A 14926-nucleotide genomic window follows, 5' to 3' on the forward strand; every position below is an offset into this window, starting at 1 on the left:
TCGCGCCGGGCAGCTCCTGCTCCGGACGCATCGAACTCGGATAGGTGTCGACCCACTCCTGGTAGAGGTGCGGGCCGTAATACTCCTCGCCGACCAAGATGCGGTCTGATGCATCGATCTGAAGGTCATAGACGCCGGTCGGCGCTCCCTTCGGGACCGTCAGACTCACCGTCCACTCACCGGAGTAGATTGTGCCGGCCGTACGCACCGGGTCGGACCCACAGATGAAGTCGCCGTCCATCGTGCGACCGAAGCACACGCTCAGCAATCTCAACCCGTTCATCTCGGTCACGCCGATCCGATCCGTCACGGACAACACCGCCTTGATGGTCTTCGCACCGGTACGCACGTCGACGGACGTCGCGCTCAGGCTCTTGAGCTTCACCACCGGCGGCGCCGTGTCCGGGTTGGTGCTGGTCACCTGCATCGACGCGGTCTCGGAAGCGTTGGTCATGCGGTCCGCCGTATCGATCGCGGAGGCTTCCAACGACAGCTTGCCCCCAGGCGTCCACCTGGGCACGGTGACGTACCCCTGCCACCAGCCGTCGCGCACGCCGCCCGAGACCATGGGGATGAAATTGGTGTAGAGCTGCGCCGGGTTGTCGTCGGCGAGCCCGGAGACCCAACCCTGGACTCGGGAGACGCGAAGGTCGTCCTTGACATGGATGCGCACCCGGACCTTCGTGTCGCCGGAGTCCGAGTTGACCGTCGTCGGGGACAAGGAAGCCTCGACGATCACCGGCGCGGTGGCGTCGCGGAAGCATCCGTAGAGGTAGTCGTAGACGTCGTAGTAGCAGGTGTTGGTGCCAGCGTTGCCGTGGACATCGTCCAACCCGGTCCCGCCGGACAGCTTGTCGTTGCCGTCGCCACCGTTGAGAGTGTCGTCACCGCTCTCGCCCCAGAGCCGGTCGTGGCCCGGACCACCGTTGACGGTGTCCAGGTGGTTGTTCCCATGGAGCTGGTCGTCGCCGTCGTTGCCGGCAAGCCGGTCGTTGCCGTCTCCGCCGGACACCGAGTCGTTGCCATCTCCTCCGTTGATGGAGTCAGACCCTGCGCCTCCCGAGATGGCGTCGCCGCTCGTCCCGCCGCTGATGCTGTCGCCGGCAGCGCCCCCGTAGATGCGGTCCGCCCCTGCTCCGCCGGAGATCACGTCGAAGTGGTCTCCGCCGGAGATGACGTCACCGCCGTCCTCGCCCCAGATGTTGTCCTGCCCGGTGCCCCCGTTGAGGCTGTCCGGCCCGCCACCACCGTGGATCCAGTCCTCGCCGCTCCCGGCGAGCACACGGTCGGCCCCGTAGCTGGCATAGATGTGATCGCCGCCCGATCCGGCATCGACGAGATCGTCGCCGCCCTTGGCGTAGATGATGTCTCCGCCGCCACGGCCGCAGATGACATCGCGGCGAGATGTGCCTCGCAGGACATCAGCGCCGGACGTGCCGACGATCGTGCAGCGTACGCCGGTGGATGTTGTCGCCGCGCTCGCGGGGCTCGCCACGAGTACGGTCGCCGAGGCGGCCATCGCGACGATCCCGGCAAGCAGCCTGCGCCCCGTCAGGAGCACCATTCCTGCCTCCAGAAGATCCTCAGGCCCGCGTCAGCGCGGGCCTGAGGATCGTTCCAGATCCGATACCCCTCGAGGTAGTGAATTGGGATTCTGTGGAGCGATTGTCGAACGGGTCAGAACAACAGGGCCGTGCTCGGGTCTCCGACGATCCTGGCCACGTCGGCGAGGAAGAGGGAGCCGGCCTCGCCGTCGATGTGGCGGTGGTCGAAGCTGAGCGCGAGGGTGCAGACGTCGCGGGGCTCGATGCGCTCGTCTTCGCCGGTGCCGACGCGATGGGTCGAGCTTGTCGAGACCACCCACGGCTGACGCTTGATCGCGCCGACGGAGAGGATCGCGGACTCGCCCGGGTTGATGATCGGGGCGCCGCCGTCGATGCCGAACGGACCGATGTTGGTGATCGTGAACGTCCCGCCGGTCTGGTCGGCCGGTGGGGTCTTGCCGGTGCGAGCGGTGGCGGTGAGCTCATTGATCGCGGTGCCGAGATCGACCAGGGACATCCGGTCGGCGCCCTTCACGTTCGGCACCTGGAGACCCCTGGGGGTGGCCGCGGCGATCCCGAGGTTGACGTAGTCCTTGAAGACGATCTCCTGGGCGGCCTCGTCCCACCAGGAGTTGATGATCGGCGTACGTCGCATCGCCAGCAGCGTCGCCTTCGCCACGATCAGCAGGGGGCTGACGCGGACCTCGGCGAAGTCGCGGTTGGCCTTGAGGCCGGCGACCAGCTCGGACGTACGGGTGACGTCGACCGTCGTCCAGACGGTCACGTGCGGCACCGTGAATGCCGAGTCGACCATCGCCTGGCCCATCTGCTTGCGCAGGCCCTTGATCGGCTCGCGACGCTCACCACCTACCGGCGCTGCCGGCTCGGTCGACGACGCCGGAGCAGCCGTCAGATTCTCCAGGTCGGCGGTGGTGATCACGCCGTCGTCCCGCTCTGGGGTGACGGTAGCCAGGTCCACACCGAGGTCGCGCGCCAACTTCCGGGCGGTTGGCTTGGCTAGCACACCTGTGCCCGCGGCGGCGGCCGGCGCGGAGACCGTGCGGTTGCGGCGTACGACCGCGTCTTCCTTGGAGCCGTAGCCGACCAGCGTCAGCGGCTTCTCGGCCTCCTCCGGCTCAGGACCTGACGTCTCGGGCGACAGGGCTGACGTCTCGGCCGACGGGGCTGACGCCTCGGCCGACGGGGCTGACGTCTCGGCGGGGGCGTCGCCGATGCGGATGATCGGGGTGCCGACCTGGACCTCGGTGCCGACCTCGACCAGGAGCTCTTGGACGACCCCGGCATAGGGCGAGGGGAGCTCGACGACGGACTTGGCGGTCTCGATGTCGCAGACGGGGTCGTTGACCTTGATGACGTCACCGACCGCGACGTGCCACTCGACGATCTCGGCCTCGGTGAGCCCTTCGCCGACGTCGGGCAGCTTGAACTCGTTGGACGTCACCATGCCAGGCTCCTGTCGACGGCGTCGAGGACTCGGTCGAGGTCGGGGAGGTAGTACTCCTCGGCCCGCGCGGGCGGGTAGGGCGTGTCGAATCCGCCCACGCGCAGGACCGGAGCCTCGAGGGAGTGGAAGCAGGTCTCGGCGATCCGGGCGGCGAGCTCGGCACCGAGGCCGAGGTTGACGTGGGCCTCGTGGACGACGACGGCACGACCCGTACGCCGCACCGACTCGTAGACCGGAGCCATGTCCAGCGGCGAGAGCGTGCGCAGATCGATCACCTCGACCGACTTGCCCTCCCCCGCGGCCGCCTCGGCGGCGGTCAGGGCCGTCTTCACGGTGGGTCCGTAGGCGAGCACCGTCAGGTCGGTGCCGGTCCGCGTCACCCGCGAGGCGAACAGCGGACCAGGCGTGGCGTCGACGTCGACGTCGGCCTTGGTCGAGTGGTAGAGCCGCTTCGGCTCCAGGAAGATCACCGGATCCGGATGGGAGATCGCCTGCTGGATCATCCAGTAGGCGTCGACCGGGTCCGAGCAGGCCACGACCTTGAGACCAGGGGTGTGCGCGAACTGCGCCTCCGGCGACTCGCTGTGGTGCTCCACCGCGCCGATGCCGCCGCCGAACGGGATCCGGATGACCATCGGCATCGCGACCCGGCCGCCGGAGCGGTAGTGGAACTTGGCCACCTGCGACACGATCTGGTCGTAGGCCGGGTAGACGAACCCGTCGAACTGGATCTCCACCACCGGCCGGTAGCCCCGCAGCGCGAGCCCGACCGCCGTGCCGACGATCCCCGACTCCGCCAGCGGGGTGTCGATGACCCGCGCCTCGCCGAAGTCCTTCTGCAGCCCGTCGGTGATCCGGAAGACACCGCCGAGCCGGCCGATGTCCTCACCCATCAGGACGACCTTGTCGTCGTCCTCCATCGCGCGTCGGAGGCCCGCATTGAGGGCCTTCGCCAGCGTCATCTTGGCCGAAGCGGAGCCCGAGGCAGTGTGCGCAGTCATCGGGAGGCCCCCTCGTGCTCGAAGGAGGCGAGGTACGCCGCGTAGCCGTCACGCTGCTCACGCAGCTCGTCGGTCAGCTCGGTGTAGACGTTGTCGAACAGCTTGACCGGATCAGGCTCGGGCAGGGCGTGGATCCCGGCGCGCAGGCGCTCGCCGAACTCCTCGGCCTCGGCCTCCACCTTGGCGAAGAAGGACGTCGAGGCGCCGCCGCCGCGGCGCAGATAGGCCTCGACCCGGGCGATCGGGTCCTTGAGCTTCCACGCCTCGACCTCGTCGGAGACCCGGTAGCGGGTCGGGTCGTCCGTCGTCGTGTGCGCGCCCATCCGGTAGGTGTAGGCCTCGATCATCGTCGGCCCACCACCCTCACGGGCCCGCTTGAGCGCCGACTTCATGACCTCGTACGTCGCCAGCACGTCGTTGCCGTCGACACGGATGCCGGGGAAGCCGAAGCCCTGGGCGCGCTTGTAGAGCGGCACCTTGACCATCTGCTCGACCGGCTCGGAGATGGCCCACTGGTTGTTCTGGCAGAAGAAGACGACCGGGGCGTTGTAGGAGGCGGCGAAGACCATCGCCTCGTTGACGTCGCCCTGCGAGGACGCACCGTCACCGAAGTGGGCCACGACGGCGGTGTCGCGGGTCGGGTCGCCGGTGCCGACGAGGCCGTCCATCTGGACACCCATCGCGTAGCCGGTCGCGTGCAGGGTCTGAGCGCCGATGACGATCGTGTAGAGCCCGAAGTTGTGCTCGGCGGGGTCCCAGCCACCTTGGTCGGTGCCCCGGAAGAGTCCGAGCAGCTGCATCGGGTCGACGTCGCGACACCAGGCCACGCCGTGCTCACGGTAGGTCGGGAAGACGAAGTCCTGGGGCGCGAGGGCGCGGGCCGCGCCGATCTGCGCCGCCTCCTGGCCGAGCAGCTGTGCCCACAGGCCCAGCTCGCCGTGGCGCTGCAGCGCAGTGGCCTCGACGTCGAGGCGGCGGGTCAGCACCATGTCGCGGTAGAAGCCGCGTACGGCCTCGTCCTCAGGTCGGTCGGGTGAGAACTCGAAGTCGGGGTGCGAGACCCGTTCTCCCTCGGGGTTCAGCAGCTGCACCATGTCGGTGTGGCTGGGACTCGGATCCAGAAATTCAGTCATCACGCTTCCTTCACACGGGGTGGGGTTGCCACCGCTGGCTACGCCGATCACGGGCTTGTGACCCGTGGCACATCGGCATAGCCAAACGGTACCCGCCCCGCGTGCAGGAAGGGGCTCAAGTGAGCGCGAAGACCCGGATCGGCACCACGTCACGCGGCGGGTTCGGCGAGCTCGTGGTGTCCGCCAGGACGCGGCGCCCGAGGCCGGTCATCAGTGCTCGCCTCCCCAGGTGCGGTCGTTCACGAACTCGGCCGGCCGGAAGCGTACGTAGCGGCCCTCGCCATACCGCTCGGCGGCAGCATCGAGGACCTCCGCGGTGGCGGCGGCGCCCCAGCGTCCGGTGTCGAGCCGGTGCTCGACGGCCTCGACCGCGGCGAGGTCCTCGGCGACGGTGAACGCACAATGGCCGACGGTGTCGACGTAGGCCTGGCGCAACAACGAGGACCGGCCGGCGCCCCGGATCGTCTCGGCGTACTCCTCCTGGTACTCCACCGGCGCCAGGATGTCGACGAGGGTGTGGGTCGTGAGCACCGGGACCTGCAGGTCGCCGGTCGGGACCGAGGTCTGGCTCATCCAGCGCAGGCCGTCCTCATCGGGCTCGATGTCGGCGGTGGCGGTGAGTCGGCGAAGGTCGGCGCCCAGGCTCAGTCCGGCCCCGCGATAGAGCGCCTGGACCTGGCCGCGCTGCGCTGACTGGCGGAGCAGCCGCTGGTAGTCGACGCCGGCGGTCCAGCCGCTGTCACCGCCGGCCGCGTCGACGATGGTGTGGCGACGCCGGATCACCTCCGGCAGCGTCGCCCGGACCAGCTCGGCCTGGGCCGCGGCCAGCTCCTCGGGATCGCTCTGATCGACCTCAGGGAGCTCGGTCGGGGTGTTCAGCAACGCCGCGACCAGCGCGACGCGGGCGCGTCCTTGCGGGCTGCCGGCCGCCTCGTCGAGCGCCGTCACGATGGTGTCTACGGTCGCCTGGGACTCCTCGGGCGAGGTGAATCCGACCAGCGGGACGTCGGCGTCAGGCGCCAGCAGCCGCACCGCGGCGTGCGCCGCGTCGAGCTGGTAGTTGTTGAGCGCGACCCCGCCACCGACGAGGCCGCAAGTGCTGACGGCCGCGTCCACCCCAGCATCGGGGCGCTCTGCGATCAGGCTGGTGACCAGGCCGCCCATCGACCGGCCCATCGCGATCACCCGGTCGGAGTCCCCGGCCTCTGCCTCGAAGGCCGCCAGCGCGTCGATCTGGTCCTGCACGGCCGTGCCGAGGGCCCAGCCGGTCGTGGCGTACGACGAGGCGACCACCGCCGTGCCACGGTCGACCAGTGCCTGCGCGGTCGGAGCGAAGCCGTTGTCCCAGGCGGGGTTGTCGGTGCCGACCCGGAAGCCGTGGGAGAACAGGACGGTCGTGCCGTCCCAGTCCTCGGGCACCTCGGCCTGCCAGGTCGTGCCGTTGGGCAGCGAGCCGGTGAGGGTGGTGGACGCCGGGTCAACCGCAGCCGCGGGGACAAGCGGTGAGGCGACCAGGCCGGCGCACATCGCGGCGGCAAGAGTCAGGGAACGAGTGAGGCGCACGAGACATCTCCTTTGACAGGATCCTGATTGACAGGATTCCTGCTGATTTTGGTGACGAGCATCACTCCTGTCAAGGACGCTTGGCACAGGTAGACAACTAAGCAAGCGCTTAGTAAGTTGGCTGGACGCGATCCCCGGCCCAGGAGATGAGGAAGACGATGACTCGGTATGCCCGTGTGGAGTCGCTCAAGAGCGACCTCGGAGTGGCTGATCTGGTGGACCTCCCGGCACCACAGCTCGACGAGGGTGAGGTCATGGCGCGAATCGAACGCATCGCCCTCACCACGAACAACATGACCTACGCGGTCTACGGTGACGCCCTGGGCTATTGGAATCTGTTCCCGGCCGCGCAAGCCGGATACGGCTGCATGCCGGCATGGGGGTTCGCGGAGATCGTCGAGTCGAGGGCGTCCGACGTCACCACGGGGACGCGGATCTTCGGCTACTTCCCCATCGCGACCCACCTGCGGATGCGACCCACGACGGTCACCGCCCGCAGCTTCGTCGACGGTGCCGCCCACCGCACCGGCACGCCCGACGTCTACAACCTCTACGAGCTCCAGCCTCGGGACACCGATCCCCGGCAGGACAGCCTCACGGCCATCTACCGCCCCCTGTTCATCACCTCCTACACCGCCGCGGACTACCTGCGCGAGCGCGACTTCTTCGACGCCGAGCAGTTCGTGGTCTCCAGCGCGTCGAGCAAGACGGCGTACGGCACCGCCTACTGCCTCACCGACTCGCCGGCACCGAAGATCGCGCTCACCTCCGCCCGCAACATCGATTTCGTGAACGGCCTCGGCCTCTACACCGCGACCCACGAGTACGCCGATCTGACCGCCGTCGACCCGACCAAGCGGACCGTCTACGTCGATCTGTCAGGTGACCCCGCCCTGCGCCGCCGGGTTCACGAGCACTTCGGTGACCAGCTCGCTTTCGACTGCCTCATCGGATCGACCCATGCCGATCATCTCCCCGAGGAGGACGAGAGCCTCGTGGGACCGGCCCCGGTCTTCTTCTTCGCCGCGCTCCAGCTCGACGCCTACAAGGCCGAGGGCCAGTCGCGTGCCTTCATGCAGCGCTACCAGCACGACGAGCGTGGCTTCCTGGAGCATGTGGGGCGCCCGGAGCGGCCATCCATCGAGCTGCTCGAACACGCCGGTCTCGAGGACGCCCCGGCCGTGATAGCCGGCTTCCACGACGGATCGACGGATCCCGCCGTCGGCCACATCTTCATCCCCAACGCGGGCTGATCGCTCAGACCACGCCACCCGGCGACTGCTGCCGAGGGCCTGAATTTCCGTGGTCGCGGCCGTGGGGCGCCGCTAGAGTCGCGCCCCCTAGACCACCGGAGGCGCACCATGTCCGATCCGTACGGCTACAGCCAGCCCGTCGAACGGCCCAAGACCCTGACGTACGCGGTCTACGGGATGTGGCTCGGCGGCCTGCTGAGCATCGTCTCGACAGCACTCCTCTTCACCATGGACACCACCGAGATGAAGTCGCTGATGGTGACGGAGATGGAGAAGCAGCCGACGTACGACCCTTCAGTCTTCGACGCGCGAGAGATGGTGGACGTCATGGTCCCGATCATCCAGATCGGCGGGGCCGTCTTTGGGGCGATCGCGCTCGGGCTCTGGATCTGGATGGCGGTCATGAACGGCAAGGGCCGCAACTGGGCCCGCATCACCGCCACCGTCTTCGGCGCGCTCTCGCTGGCCGGCAGCCTGTCGAGCGTGGGCAACCTCGCCGGCAACGCGGCACTCGGCGGCGCCTCCATGCCGATGTCACCCCTCAGCGTCGCGCTCGCGGTCATCGACCCGCTGCTGGTGATCGCGATCCTGGTGCTGCTGTGGGTGCGGCCGTCCTCGGCGTACTTCAGTGCGGTCGGCGCCGCGAGGAAGCGGCAGCGCACCGGCTACTACGCCGGCTGAAAGAAGAGTTTCTTTCAGCCGAGCGACTCGCGCCCGTGCGGCTCGTCCCAGCCGGAGAGGTCGGGGCCGGCGGGGACGATCTGTGTGGGGTTCAGGTCGGTGTGGACGACGTAGTAGTGCTGCTTGATCTGGTCGAAGTCGAGCGTCTCGCCGATCCCGGGGGTCTGGTAGAGGTCGCGCGCGTAGGCCCACAACGCGGGGAACTCGACCAGCTTCTGCCGGTTGCACTTGAAGTGGCCGTGGTAGACCGCGTCGAAGCGGGCCAGCGTCGTGAACAGTCGGATGTCGGACTCGGTGAGCTGGTCGCCGACCAGGTAGCGCTGCCCGGAGAGCCGCTCCTCCAGCCAGTCGAGAGCCGTGAAGAGCCGCTCGTACGCAGCGTCGTACGCCTCCTGGGAGCCGGCGAAGCCACACCGGTAGACCCCGTTGTTGACCTCGGTGAAGACCCGCTGGTTGACCTCGTCCATCTCCTCGCGCAGCGCGCGCGGCCACAGGTCGGGCGCGTCGTCGGCGAAGAAGTCGGTCCACTCGTGGAAGAAGTCGTGGGTGATCCACGGGAAGTCGTTGGTGACGACCTTGCCGGAGGCCTCCTCGACGATCGCCGGCACCGTGATGCCGCGCGGATAGTCGGGGTAGCGCTTGAAGTAGGCCTCCTGCAGCCGCTCGATACCGAGCACCGGGTCGACACCGCCGGGGTCGAGGTCGAAGGTCCACGACCGGGCGTCGTGCGTCGGGCCGGCGAGACCGAGGGAGATGACGTCCTGGAGCCCGAGCAGGTTGCGGACGATGATCGCCCGGTTGGCCCACGGGCACGCGGCGGCCGCGACCAGCCGGTAGCGCCCCGGCTCGACCGGCCACAACGGCACGTCGCTCGGCCCGAACTCAGGTGTCCGCGCGTCCCGCGTGATCCGGTCCGGGATGTAGTTCATGTCCCGGTTGAACTCGTTGCCGGGCTGTACGTAGGTCGCCTGCTCCTGCATGGGCTCACTCTAACGTTGTGGTTGAATCCTGAAGCGAATCAGAGGTACGTCCAGGCGAGACCCGCAGCCTCCAGGATCACCCAGAACCGCAACGCACGCGAGATGAGCACCGTGAGCGTGAAGATCGGCAGGTTGAACCGCAGCGCGCCGAAGAGCACCGACATCACCGCGAGCGGCGGAAAGCCGGAGAGGCCCGACGCGGCCAGGAGTGCTGTGGCCAGAACCGGGCGCCCTGAGGTCCGGGCGTACCAGCGGTCATAGGAGCCCTGCCACTTGGGCGACTCGAGCTTCTTCCTGATCCAGGGGATCTTGGTGGATCCACGACCGGCGTAGTACCAGACCACCTTGCCGCCGGTCTGGCCGAGCCCGGCGACCAACCCGAGCAACGGTGGCCACCAACCGGAGTTCTGGGCGACGACGGACAGGTACGCCTCGGCGTTCATCACCGGGATGAGCGCCGAGCCGAGACAGAAGAGCAGGGTCCCGATCAGAAGTCTCATCGAGGCACGGGCAAGCCGATCCTGAGGAGCCGTCCCAGCGAGACGCACTTCATGATCAGCAGGGCCGTGGCGATCGCCAGGCCCACCCACATCCACCCGGTGACCAGCAGCAGGATCGCGAAGAGCCCCGAGTTGACCGCCTTGCCCGGGTGGGACCAGTTCCACCGCCACAGCGTCCGGTCGATGACGTAGAAGTAGTTCGGGCTCTTGATCGGCCAGGCCAGGTAGGAGATCGAGAGAAAGCAGTCGATCACCATGAACTCCGCGAGGTAGACGAAGATCGCAGGCGACAGGTCCGGCTGCAGGAACGCCAGCCCGACGTAGAACGCCGCCGCGCAGAGACGGTCGGAGAAGATGTCGAGCACCCCGCCGATCCGCGTCTCCTCATCGCGCCATCGAGCGACCGCCCCGTCGAGGCTGTCCCCGACCCAGTAGACGACCAGCGCGATGACCAGGAGCTTCAAGCTCTCCTGATACGCGGCGCTCGCTGCGAGCGCGACGGACACGATGGTGCGTACGAACGTGATCACCGTCGCCGACGTCCACAGCCGTTCCGCCTCGGGTCGGGCGCGCTCCTTGGCGTCGAGGACGACGGCGGTTTCGATCATGGTGCGGAGCATAGAGTGCCGATGGGCGTAGCCCGGTCGAACAGGCGCGCGGCTCAGCCCGGGTCGCGCACCAGGGAGGCGACGAAGTCGAGCTTGTCCAGGACCGCGGGCGGGATGACGAAGGGGTACAGATCGTCGTGGCCCATGGACCGGTTGATCACGTTCAGTGCGGCCGAGAGGGGCACCCAGATGTCGGTGACGACCTGCCGGAACGGCATCTCGGCGGGCACCGGGTCGGTGAGCCCGTACGCCGCCGCGGACCCGAGCGTGTCGCGGATGTGCAGGTAGTGGGCCCAGGTCTCGGCGAAGTCCTCGAAGGGGTGCATGGTGGCGTAGGTCGAGATGTAGTTCTCGGTCCAGCCCGCGGGCGGTCCTTCGGAGTAGTGGCGCTGGAGCGACTCCTCATAGGAGACCGACTCGTCGCCGAAGACCTCGGTGCAGCGCTCCATCAGCTCGGGCCCACGGACCAGCTGCCACTCGTAGTAGTGGCCGACCTCGTGCCGGAAGTGGCCCAGCAGGGTGCGGTAGGGCTCGTCGAGCGTCGCCCGGACGTGCTCACGGTAGGCGTCGTCGGACTCGGCCAGGTCGATCGTGATCACTCCGCCGTCGTGTCCGATGACCACGTCGGGGGTGGACGCGACGCCGTCGCTGGCCAGCAGGTCGAAGGTGAGCCCCTCGGCAGGGTCCTCGGCCTTGGTACGGATCTCCAGACCGAGGGTGTCGAGCTCGACCACGAGGTGACGTTTCGCCTGTTCGGCAAGGGAGTACTGCTGCTGGACGAACTCGGGTGCGGCGTCGTTGGGCCGGGTCCGGGTCAGCTCGCAGGCGAAGCAGATGCCGCCTTCGATGCGGGCCAGCCAGGTGCATCCCGTCTCGAGCGTGTTCGTGCAGACCCACCAGATGTAGCCGTCGCTGTCGACGTACCTGCCCTCGGGTGAGACCGGAACGATCGCGCGCTCCTCGCGGGAGTAGGCGAGCCGGGTGCCGCACGAGACGCACGCCGAGTTCTCGAAGTAGAGACGGTTGCCGCACTTCCGACAGGTGAACGCTTCCATGTCACCAATCATCGGCCGTCTCAGGCCGTCCCCCAGCTCTCGACGCGCCACTCGCCGTCCTCACGGACGAGGACCACGACCATCGACTCGTCCGGTACGGAGCCGTCCTCGGCGGTGTAGGAGACCCTGACGGTGACCTGGGCGGCGTCGCCGTACAACTCCGGCTCGCCGAAGACCATATCCCGGCTCACTGCGCGCGGGTTGGGGTCGGCGTAGGTCCGCTTCCCCTCCGCGGCGTCGATCATCGCGCTGGCGCCGCCCCCGTCGAGAAGCTCGTCGCCCTCGTCGGAGGCCAGCTCGTAGAGGGTGGCGACGGAGGTGGTCTCCATGAACTCGCGGGTGACCTCGGCCGGGGTCGAGCCGCGCGCCAGCAGCCAGAGCGTGAGCGCGGTGAGAGCCGCGGCGACCACCAGCACTCCGGATATGCGTACTCCGCGACGCCAGCGGCTGCCGCGGGTCACGATGCTCGCCCGCTGCGGAGGCTGTCCCACGAGCAACACCGTAACTTCACTCCTGCTGGTCGGGGGCCACATCGACAGAGACGGTCAAGGTCGAGGTGGTGGCTTCGGTGTAGATGACCCCCTTCACAGGAGGCACATCGGCATAGTCACGTCCCCAGGCGACGCTCACGTAGCGATCATCGGCCCTGGTGTCGTTCGTCGGGTCGAGGGCGAGCCACTGGCCCGTCCCCGCCCCGCCGAGGTCTGCCCCGTAGTGGGGCACCCACACCTCCACCCAGGCATGGGACGCATCGGCTCCGACGAGCCGCGGCTTCCCCGGCGGAGGGGTGGTGGCGAGGTAGCCGGAAACATAGCGGGCCGCGAGCCCGTGCGCTCGAAAACAGGCCAACATCAGGTGAGCGAAATCCTGGCAGACACCACCCTCGGCCTCGAAGATCTCCGGGATCGTCGAGGTGACGGTCGTGGCGGTGTCGTCGTAGTCGAACCCGGCATGGATCCGGTGCATCAGATCCTCCGCCGCCGCCACGATCCCGCGCCCCTCCGTCAGCGAGACGGCACCGAAGTCGTACGCCTCCTGGGTGTGCTCCACGAGCGGCGAGGCCACCGCCAGATCGGCCGCCCGCCAGGCGCCCGGCAGGCTCGGGTCCACCAGCGGCCGCGCCCGCTCCCACGGCTGGTCGAAGCTCGTCTCGTCATAGACCGGGGTGCTGACGTCGACCTCAGAGGCAGCCGTGATCTCGAGCAGCCGATGCGGCTCGAGGACCTGGAAGTACGTCACCGTGTTGCCATAGAAGTCGACATCGCTCGACTGGTCCGCGGGCGCAGGAGTGATGCGTACGCGTGTCTGCCGCACCGCCTGGTGCGGCAGCTCTTTCGGAGTGACATGGGCGATGCCGAACGAGTTGGTGACATCCTCGTCATAGGAGTACGTCGTCGTGTGGCTGACCCGGTATCTCACGCGCGGCATCGTATCCCGCCCACGGCCGCCACGAGTGGGCGAAAGTGGCCGCTCGGACACGCCCCGGCCTGCCACCTTCGCCCACCCGTGCAGTGCTTACAGAGACTCCTCGAGCACCACGACGAATCCTGGCCAGTCCGACTGGCGGAGTCGCGTTGCGAGGCGCTGGGCTTCTATCTCGTCGATCGCTTCCAGGTCGCTGTGGTTGACGGAGCCTCGCCCATCGAACTCGCCGTCCTTGTCGATCCACCGCACTCGCGGCGCACGGACAAGACCGCGGAGCTCGACGATCCGCCCCGGATGGTGACGGGTCAGTCCAGACGCATAGTTGTACGCCTCCTGCCCCTGTTGCCAGGGGACGACCTGCCCCTGGCGCCAGGGACCGTAGTAGGGGTCCCAGTCGTCCTCCCCGAGGACCGGCCCAACCCACTGGACCAGGTCACCGACGTGAAACGGCGTAGGTTCCGACTCACTCACGTCATCGTGCGGAATCCCCTTCCAGCCGGGGCTGTCGCGGGTGGTGCACACCAAGTCCTCAAACTCCGCATCGGAGACCACTCGAAGGTTCTTTACCTCGTAGACCGCGTCAGGGCAGTACCAACCGTCCTTGTCGAGCCACGACACGAACGTCCAGCCGTCAGGCAAGTCATCCACGACAACCCCTGGCAGCGCCAAGGGACCACCTTCGACAGGAGGACGCTTCCCCACCCAGACGATCCGGCGACCACGTGGCGGAGCAGGGAACGGCTCCTGCGGCTGGTGATCAGACGCGCTGCCCATGCCACCAACCTAGGACGCGGAGCAAAGTTGCCACTTCCTCACGACACCCGTGCCTCTCGGGTAGGCGGTCACAACACCGCTATCTCCTACTACGACAACGATGCTCGCGCCGCTGATCCGGTATGTGTAGTTCCTCTTGCCGTTCTCGCCGTCCGAGGCTGCTCCTCGGTTGATCGTCTTCTTGATACATGTCAAAGCGTCCGCCCAGTTGGGCACTTCGTGCTTCAACTCTACGTGCACGGCACCCCAGGTCGAGCCGTTCCCGCACTTGATCGCGACGGAACCTTCCCTAGTTGTCGTGATCCTCCAGAGTCTGTGCCCCCTCACCCTCGGGGACACATAGGCCGACTCATTGTCAATGACGTCTGCGCCGCACCCGTAAACGGCATCGGTCGCCTGGGCATTGGCCGGCACGCAGGTGACAGCCCACATCGACGCCGTGACAGCGAGCGCCGTGGCGACCCGCCCGATCAGCCTCAGCATGATGCGACCCCGTCCCAGCGATCCGGACCAGTCTGATTGAGATGGCGGTCGGTCCACGACGAACCAGCGGCGATCTTGTGACAGGCGCTGTCGGTCGCGAAGGCCCAGAGGACCTTTACCCGGGCGCTCATCGCACAGCCGTTCTTGACCTTGACCTTCTGGTACGGCCCAGCCGGGTTCGAGTACGTAGCAGTCACACATGCCGGCACAGGCGCTGCGGCCAGCAGCGCCTCGCCCGCGAGGTCGTCCTCCGCTATTGCTGCTGCTCGCTTGGCGGACACGCCGTGCGCGAGCAGCACCTTCACGATGTCCTGCTTGTGCCCCGCCGGCTGCTCAACCGCACCTACGGCATCCGGCTCTGTCAACCCCCTGGACGAAGCGCCAGCACGAGTCGCGGCGTTGGCCATCGGGGTTAGCGCCAAGGCTCCTGCGACGGCGATGGCAGCGACGCACGCCGCTGC

General features: G+C 68.0%; 16 protein-coding genes. 2 read left to right on the forward strand and 14 right to left on the reverse strand.

Annotation, left to right across the window (positions count from 1 at the left end; translation table 11 throughout):
• The 5 genes from ACFX43_RS02920 to ACFX43_RS02940 all read right to left on the reverse strand — a co-directional run.
• A partial coding sequence (locus ACFX43_RS02920) for a calcium-binding protein (protein WP_378816796.1) occupies positions 1-1564 on the reverse strand: 1564 nt, incomplete at its 3' end.
• Positions 1565-1677: 113 nt separating this feature from the next.
• A complete protein-coding gene (locus tag ACFX43_RS02925; protein ID WP_378816799.1) occupies positions 1678-3009 on the reverse strand; it encodes a dihydrolipoamide acetyltransferase family protein in 1332 nt (443 codons plus the stop codon).
• Positions 3003-4010, reverse strand: a complete 1008-nt coding sequence (locus ACFX43_RS02930; RefSeq protein ID WP_378816802.1) for an alpha-ketoacid dehydrogenase subunit beta — start codon at positions 4008-4010, stop codon at positions 3003-3005. The genes ACFX43_RS02925 and ACFX43_RS02930 overlap by 7 nt, the downstream gene beginning before the upstream one ends.
• Positions 4007-5143 carry a pyruvate dehydrogenase (acetyl-transferring) E1 component subunit alpha gene (pdhA, locus tag ACFX43_RS02935; protein ID WP_378816803.1) on the reverse strand — a complete coding sequence of 379 codons (1137 nt, stop codon included), beginning with the start codon at positions 5141-5143 and terminating at the stop codon, positions 4007-4009. Before pdhA ends, ACFX43_RS02930 begins: the two co-directional genes overlap by 4 nt.
• 210 nt (positions 5144-5353) lie before the next feature.
• Entirely contained in the window at positions 5354-6706 is a 1353-nt protein-coding gene (locus ACFX43_RS02940) for an alpha/beta hydrolase family protein (protein WP_378816805.1), read from the reverse strand.
• Positions 6707-6864: 158 nt separating this feature from the next.
• Between ACFX43_RS02940 and ACFX43_RS02945 the strand changes: the two genes are divergently transcribed.
• A complete protein-coding gene (locus tag ACFX43_RS02945; RefSeq protein ID WP_378816807.1) occupies positions 6865-7959 on the forward strand; it encodes a DUF2855 family protein in 1095 nt (364 codons plus the stop codon).
• Positions 7960-8067: 108 nt separating this feature from the next.
• Complete coding sequence (locus tag ACFX43_RS02950) at positions 8068-8640, forward strand: hypothetical protein (protein WP_378816809.1); 573 nt, start codon at positions 8068-8070, stop codon at positions 8638-8640.
• A 14-nt stretch (positions 8641-8654) separates the two neighbouring features.
• On the opposite strand, the gene ACFX43_RS02955 is transcribed toward ACFX43_RS02950, so the two are convergent.
• The 9 genes from ACFX43_RS02955 to ACFX43_RS02995 form a co-directional block, all read right to left on the reverse strand.
• On the reverse strand, positions 8655-9620 hold the full coding sequence (locus tag ACFX43_RS02955) for a glutathione S-transferase family protein (RefSeq protein ID WP_378816811.1): 966 nt from the start codon (positions 9618-9620) through the stop codon (positions 8655-8657).
• A gap of 38 nt (positions 9621-9658) precedes the next feature.
• Positions 9659-10120: a hypothetical protein gene (locus ACFX43_RS02960; protein WP_378816813.1), complete on the reverse strand. Its 462-nt coding sequence runs from the start codon at positions 10118-10120 to the stop codon at positions 9659-9661.
• Complete coding sequence (locus ACFX43_RS02965) at positions 10117-10728, reverse strand: CDP-alcohol phosphatidyltransferase family protein (protein ID WP_378816816.1); 612 nt, start codon at positions 10726-10728, stop codon at positions 10117-10119. The genes ACFX43_RS02960 and ACFX43_RS02965 overlap by 4 nt, the downstream gene beginning before the upstream one ends.
• Before the next feature lie 53 nt (positions 10729-10781).
• Positions 10782-11783 carry a putative zinc-binding metallopeptidase gene (locus tag ACFX43_RS02970; protein ID WP_378816818.1) on the reverse strand — a complete coding sequence of 334 codons (1002 nt, stop codon included), beginning with the start codon at positions 11781-11783 and terminating at the stop codon, positions 10782-10784.
• 20 nt (positions 11784-11803) lie between these two features.
• Positions 11804-12274, reverse strand: coding sequence for a hypothetical protein (locus ACFX43_RS02975; protein WP_378816821.1), 471 nt, complete (start codon positions 12272-12274; stop codon positions 11804-11806).
• Positions 12275-12290: 16 nt separating this feature from the next.
• Positions 12291-13202 (reverse strand): transglutaminase N-terminal domain-containing protein, encoded by a 912-nt coding sequence (locus ACFX43_RS02980; RefSeq protein WP_378816824.1) that lies wholly within the window; start codon positions 13200-13202, stop codon positions 12291-12293.
• 96 nt (positions 13203-13298) lie between these two features.
• The gene (locus ACFX43_RS02985; protein ID WP_378816826.1) at positions 13299-13877 is read right to left on the reverse strand and encodes a hypothetical protein; all 579 of its coding nucleotides are present in this window, start codon (positions 13875-13877) and stop codon (positions 13299-13301) included.
• Positions 13878-13991: 114 nt separating this feature from the next.
• Positions 13992-14465, reverse strand: coding sequence for a hypothetical protein (locus ACFX43_RS02990; RefSeq protein WP_378816828.1), 474 nt, complete (start codon positions 14463-14465; stop codon positions 13992-13994).
• Positions 14459-14770, reverse strand: coding sequence for a hypothetical protein (locus ACFX43_RS02995; RefSeq protein ID WP_378816830.1), 312 nt, complete (start codon positions 14768-14770; stop codon positions 14459-14461). Before ACFX43_RS02995 ends, ACFX43_RS02990 begins: the two co-directional genes overlap by 7 nt.
• Positions 14771-14926: the final 156 nt, after the last annotated feature.

It is taken from the genome of Nocardioides sp. YIM B13467, assembly GCF_042788075.1.
Classification (GTDB): Bacteria; Actinomycetota; Actinomycetes; order Propionibacteriales; family Nocardioidaceae; genus Nocardioides.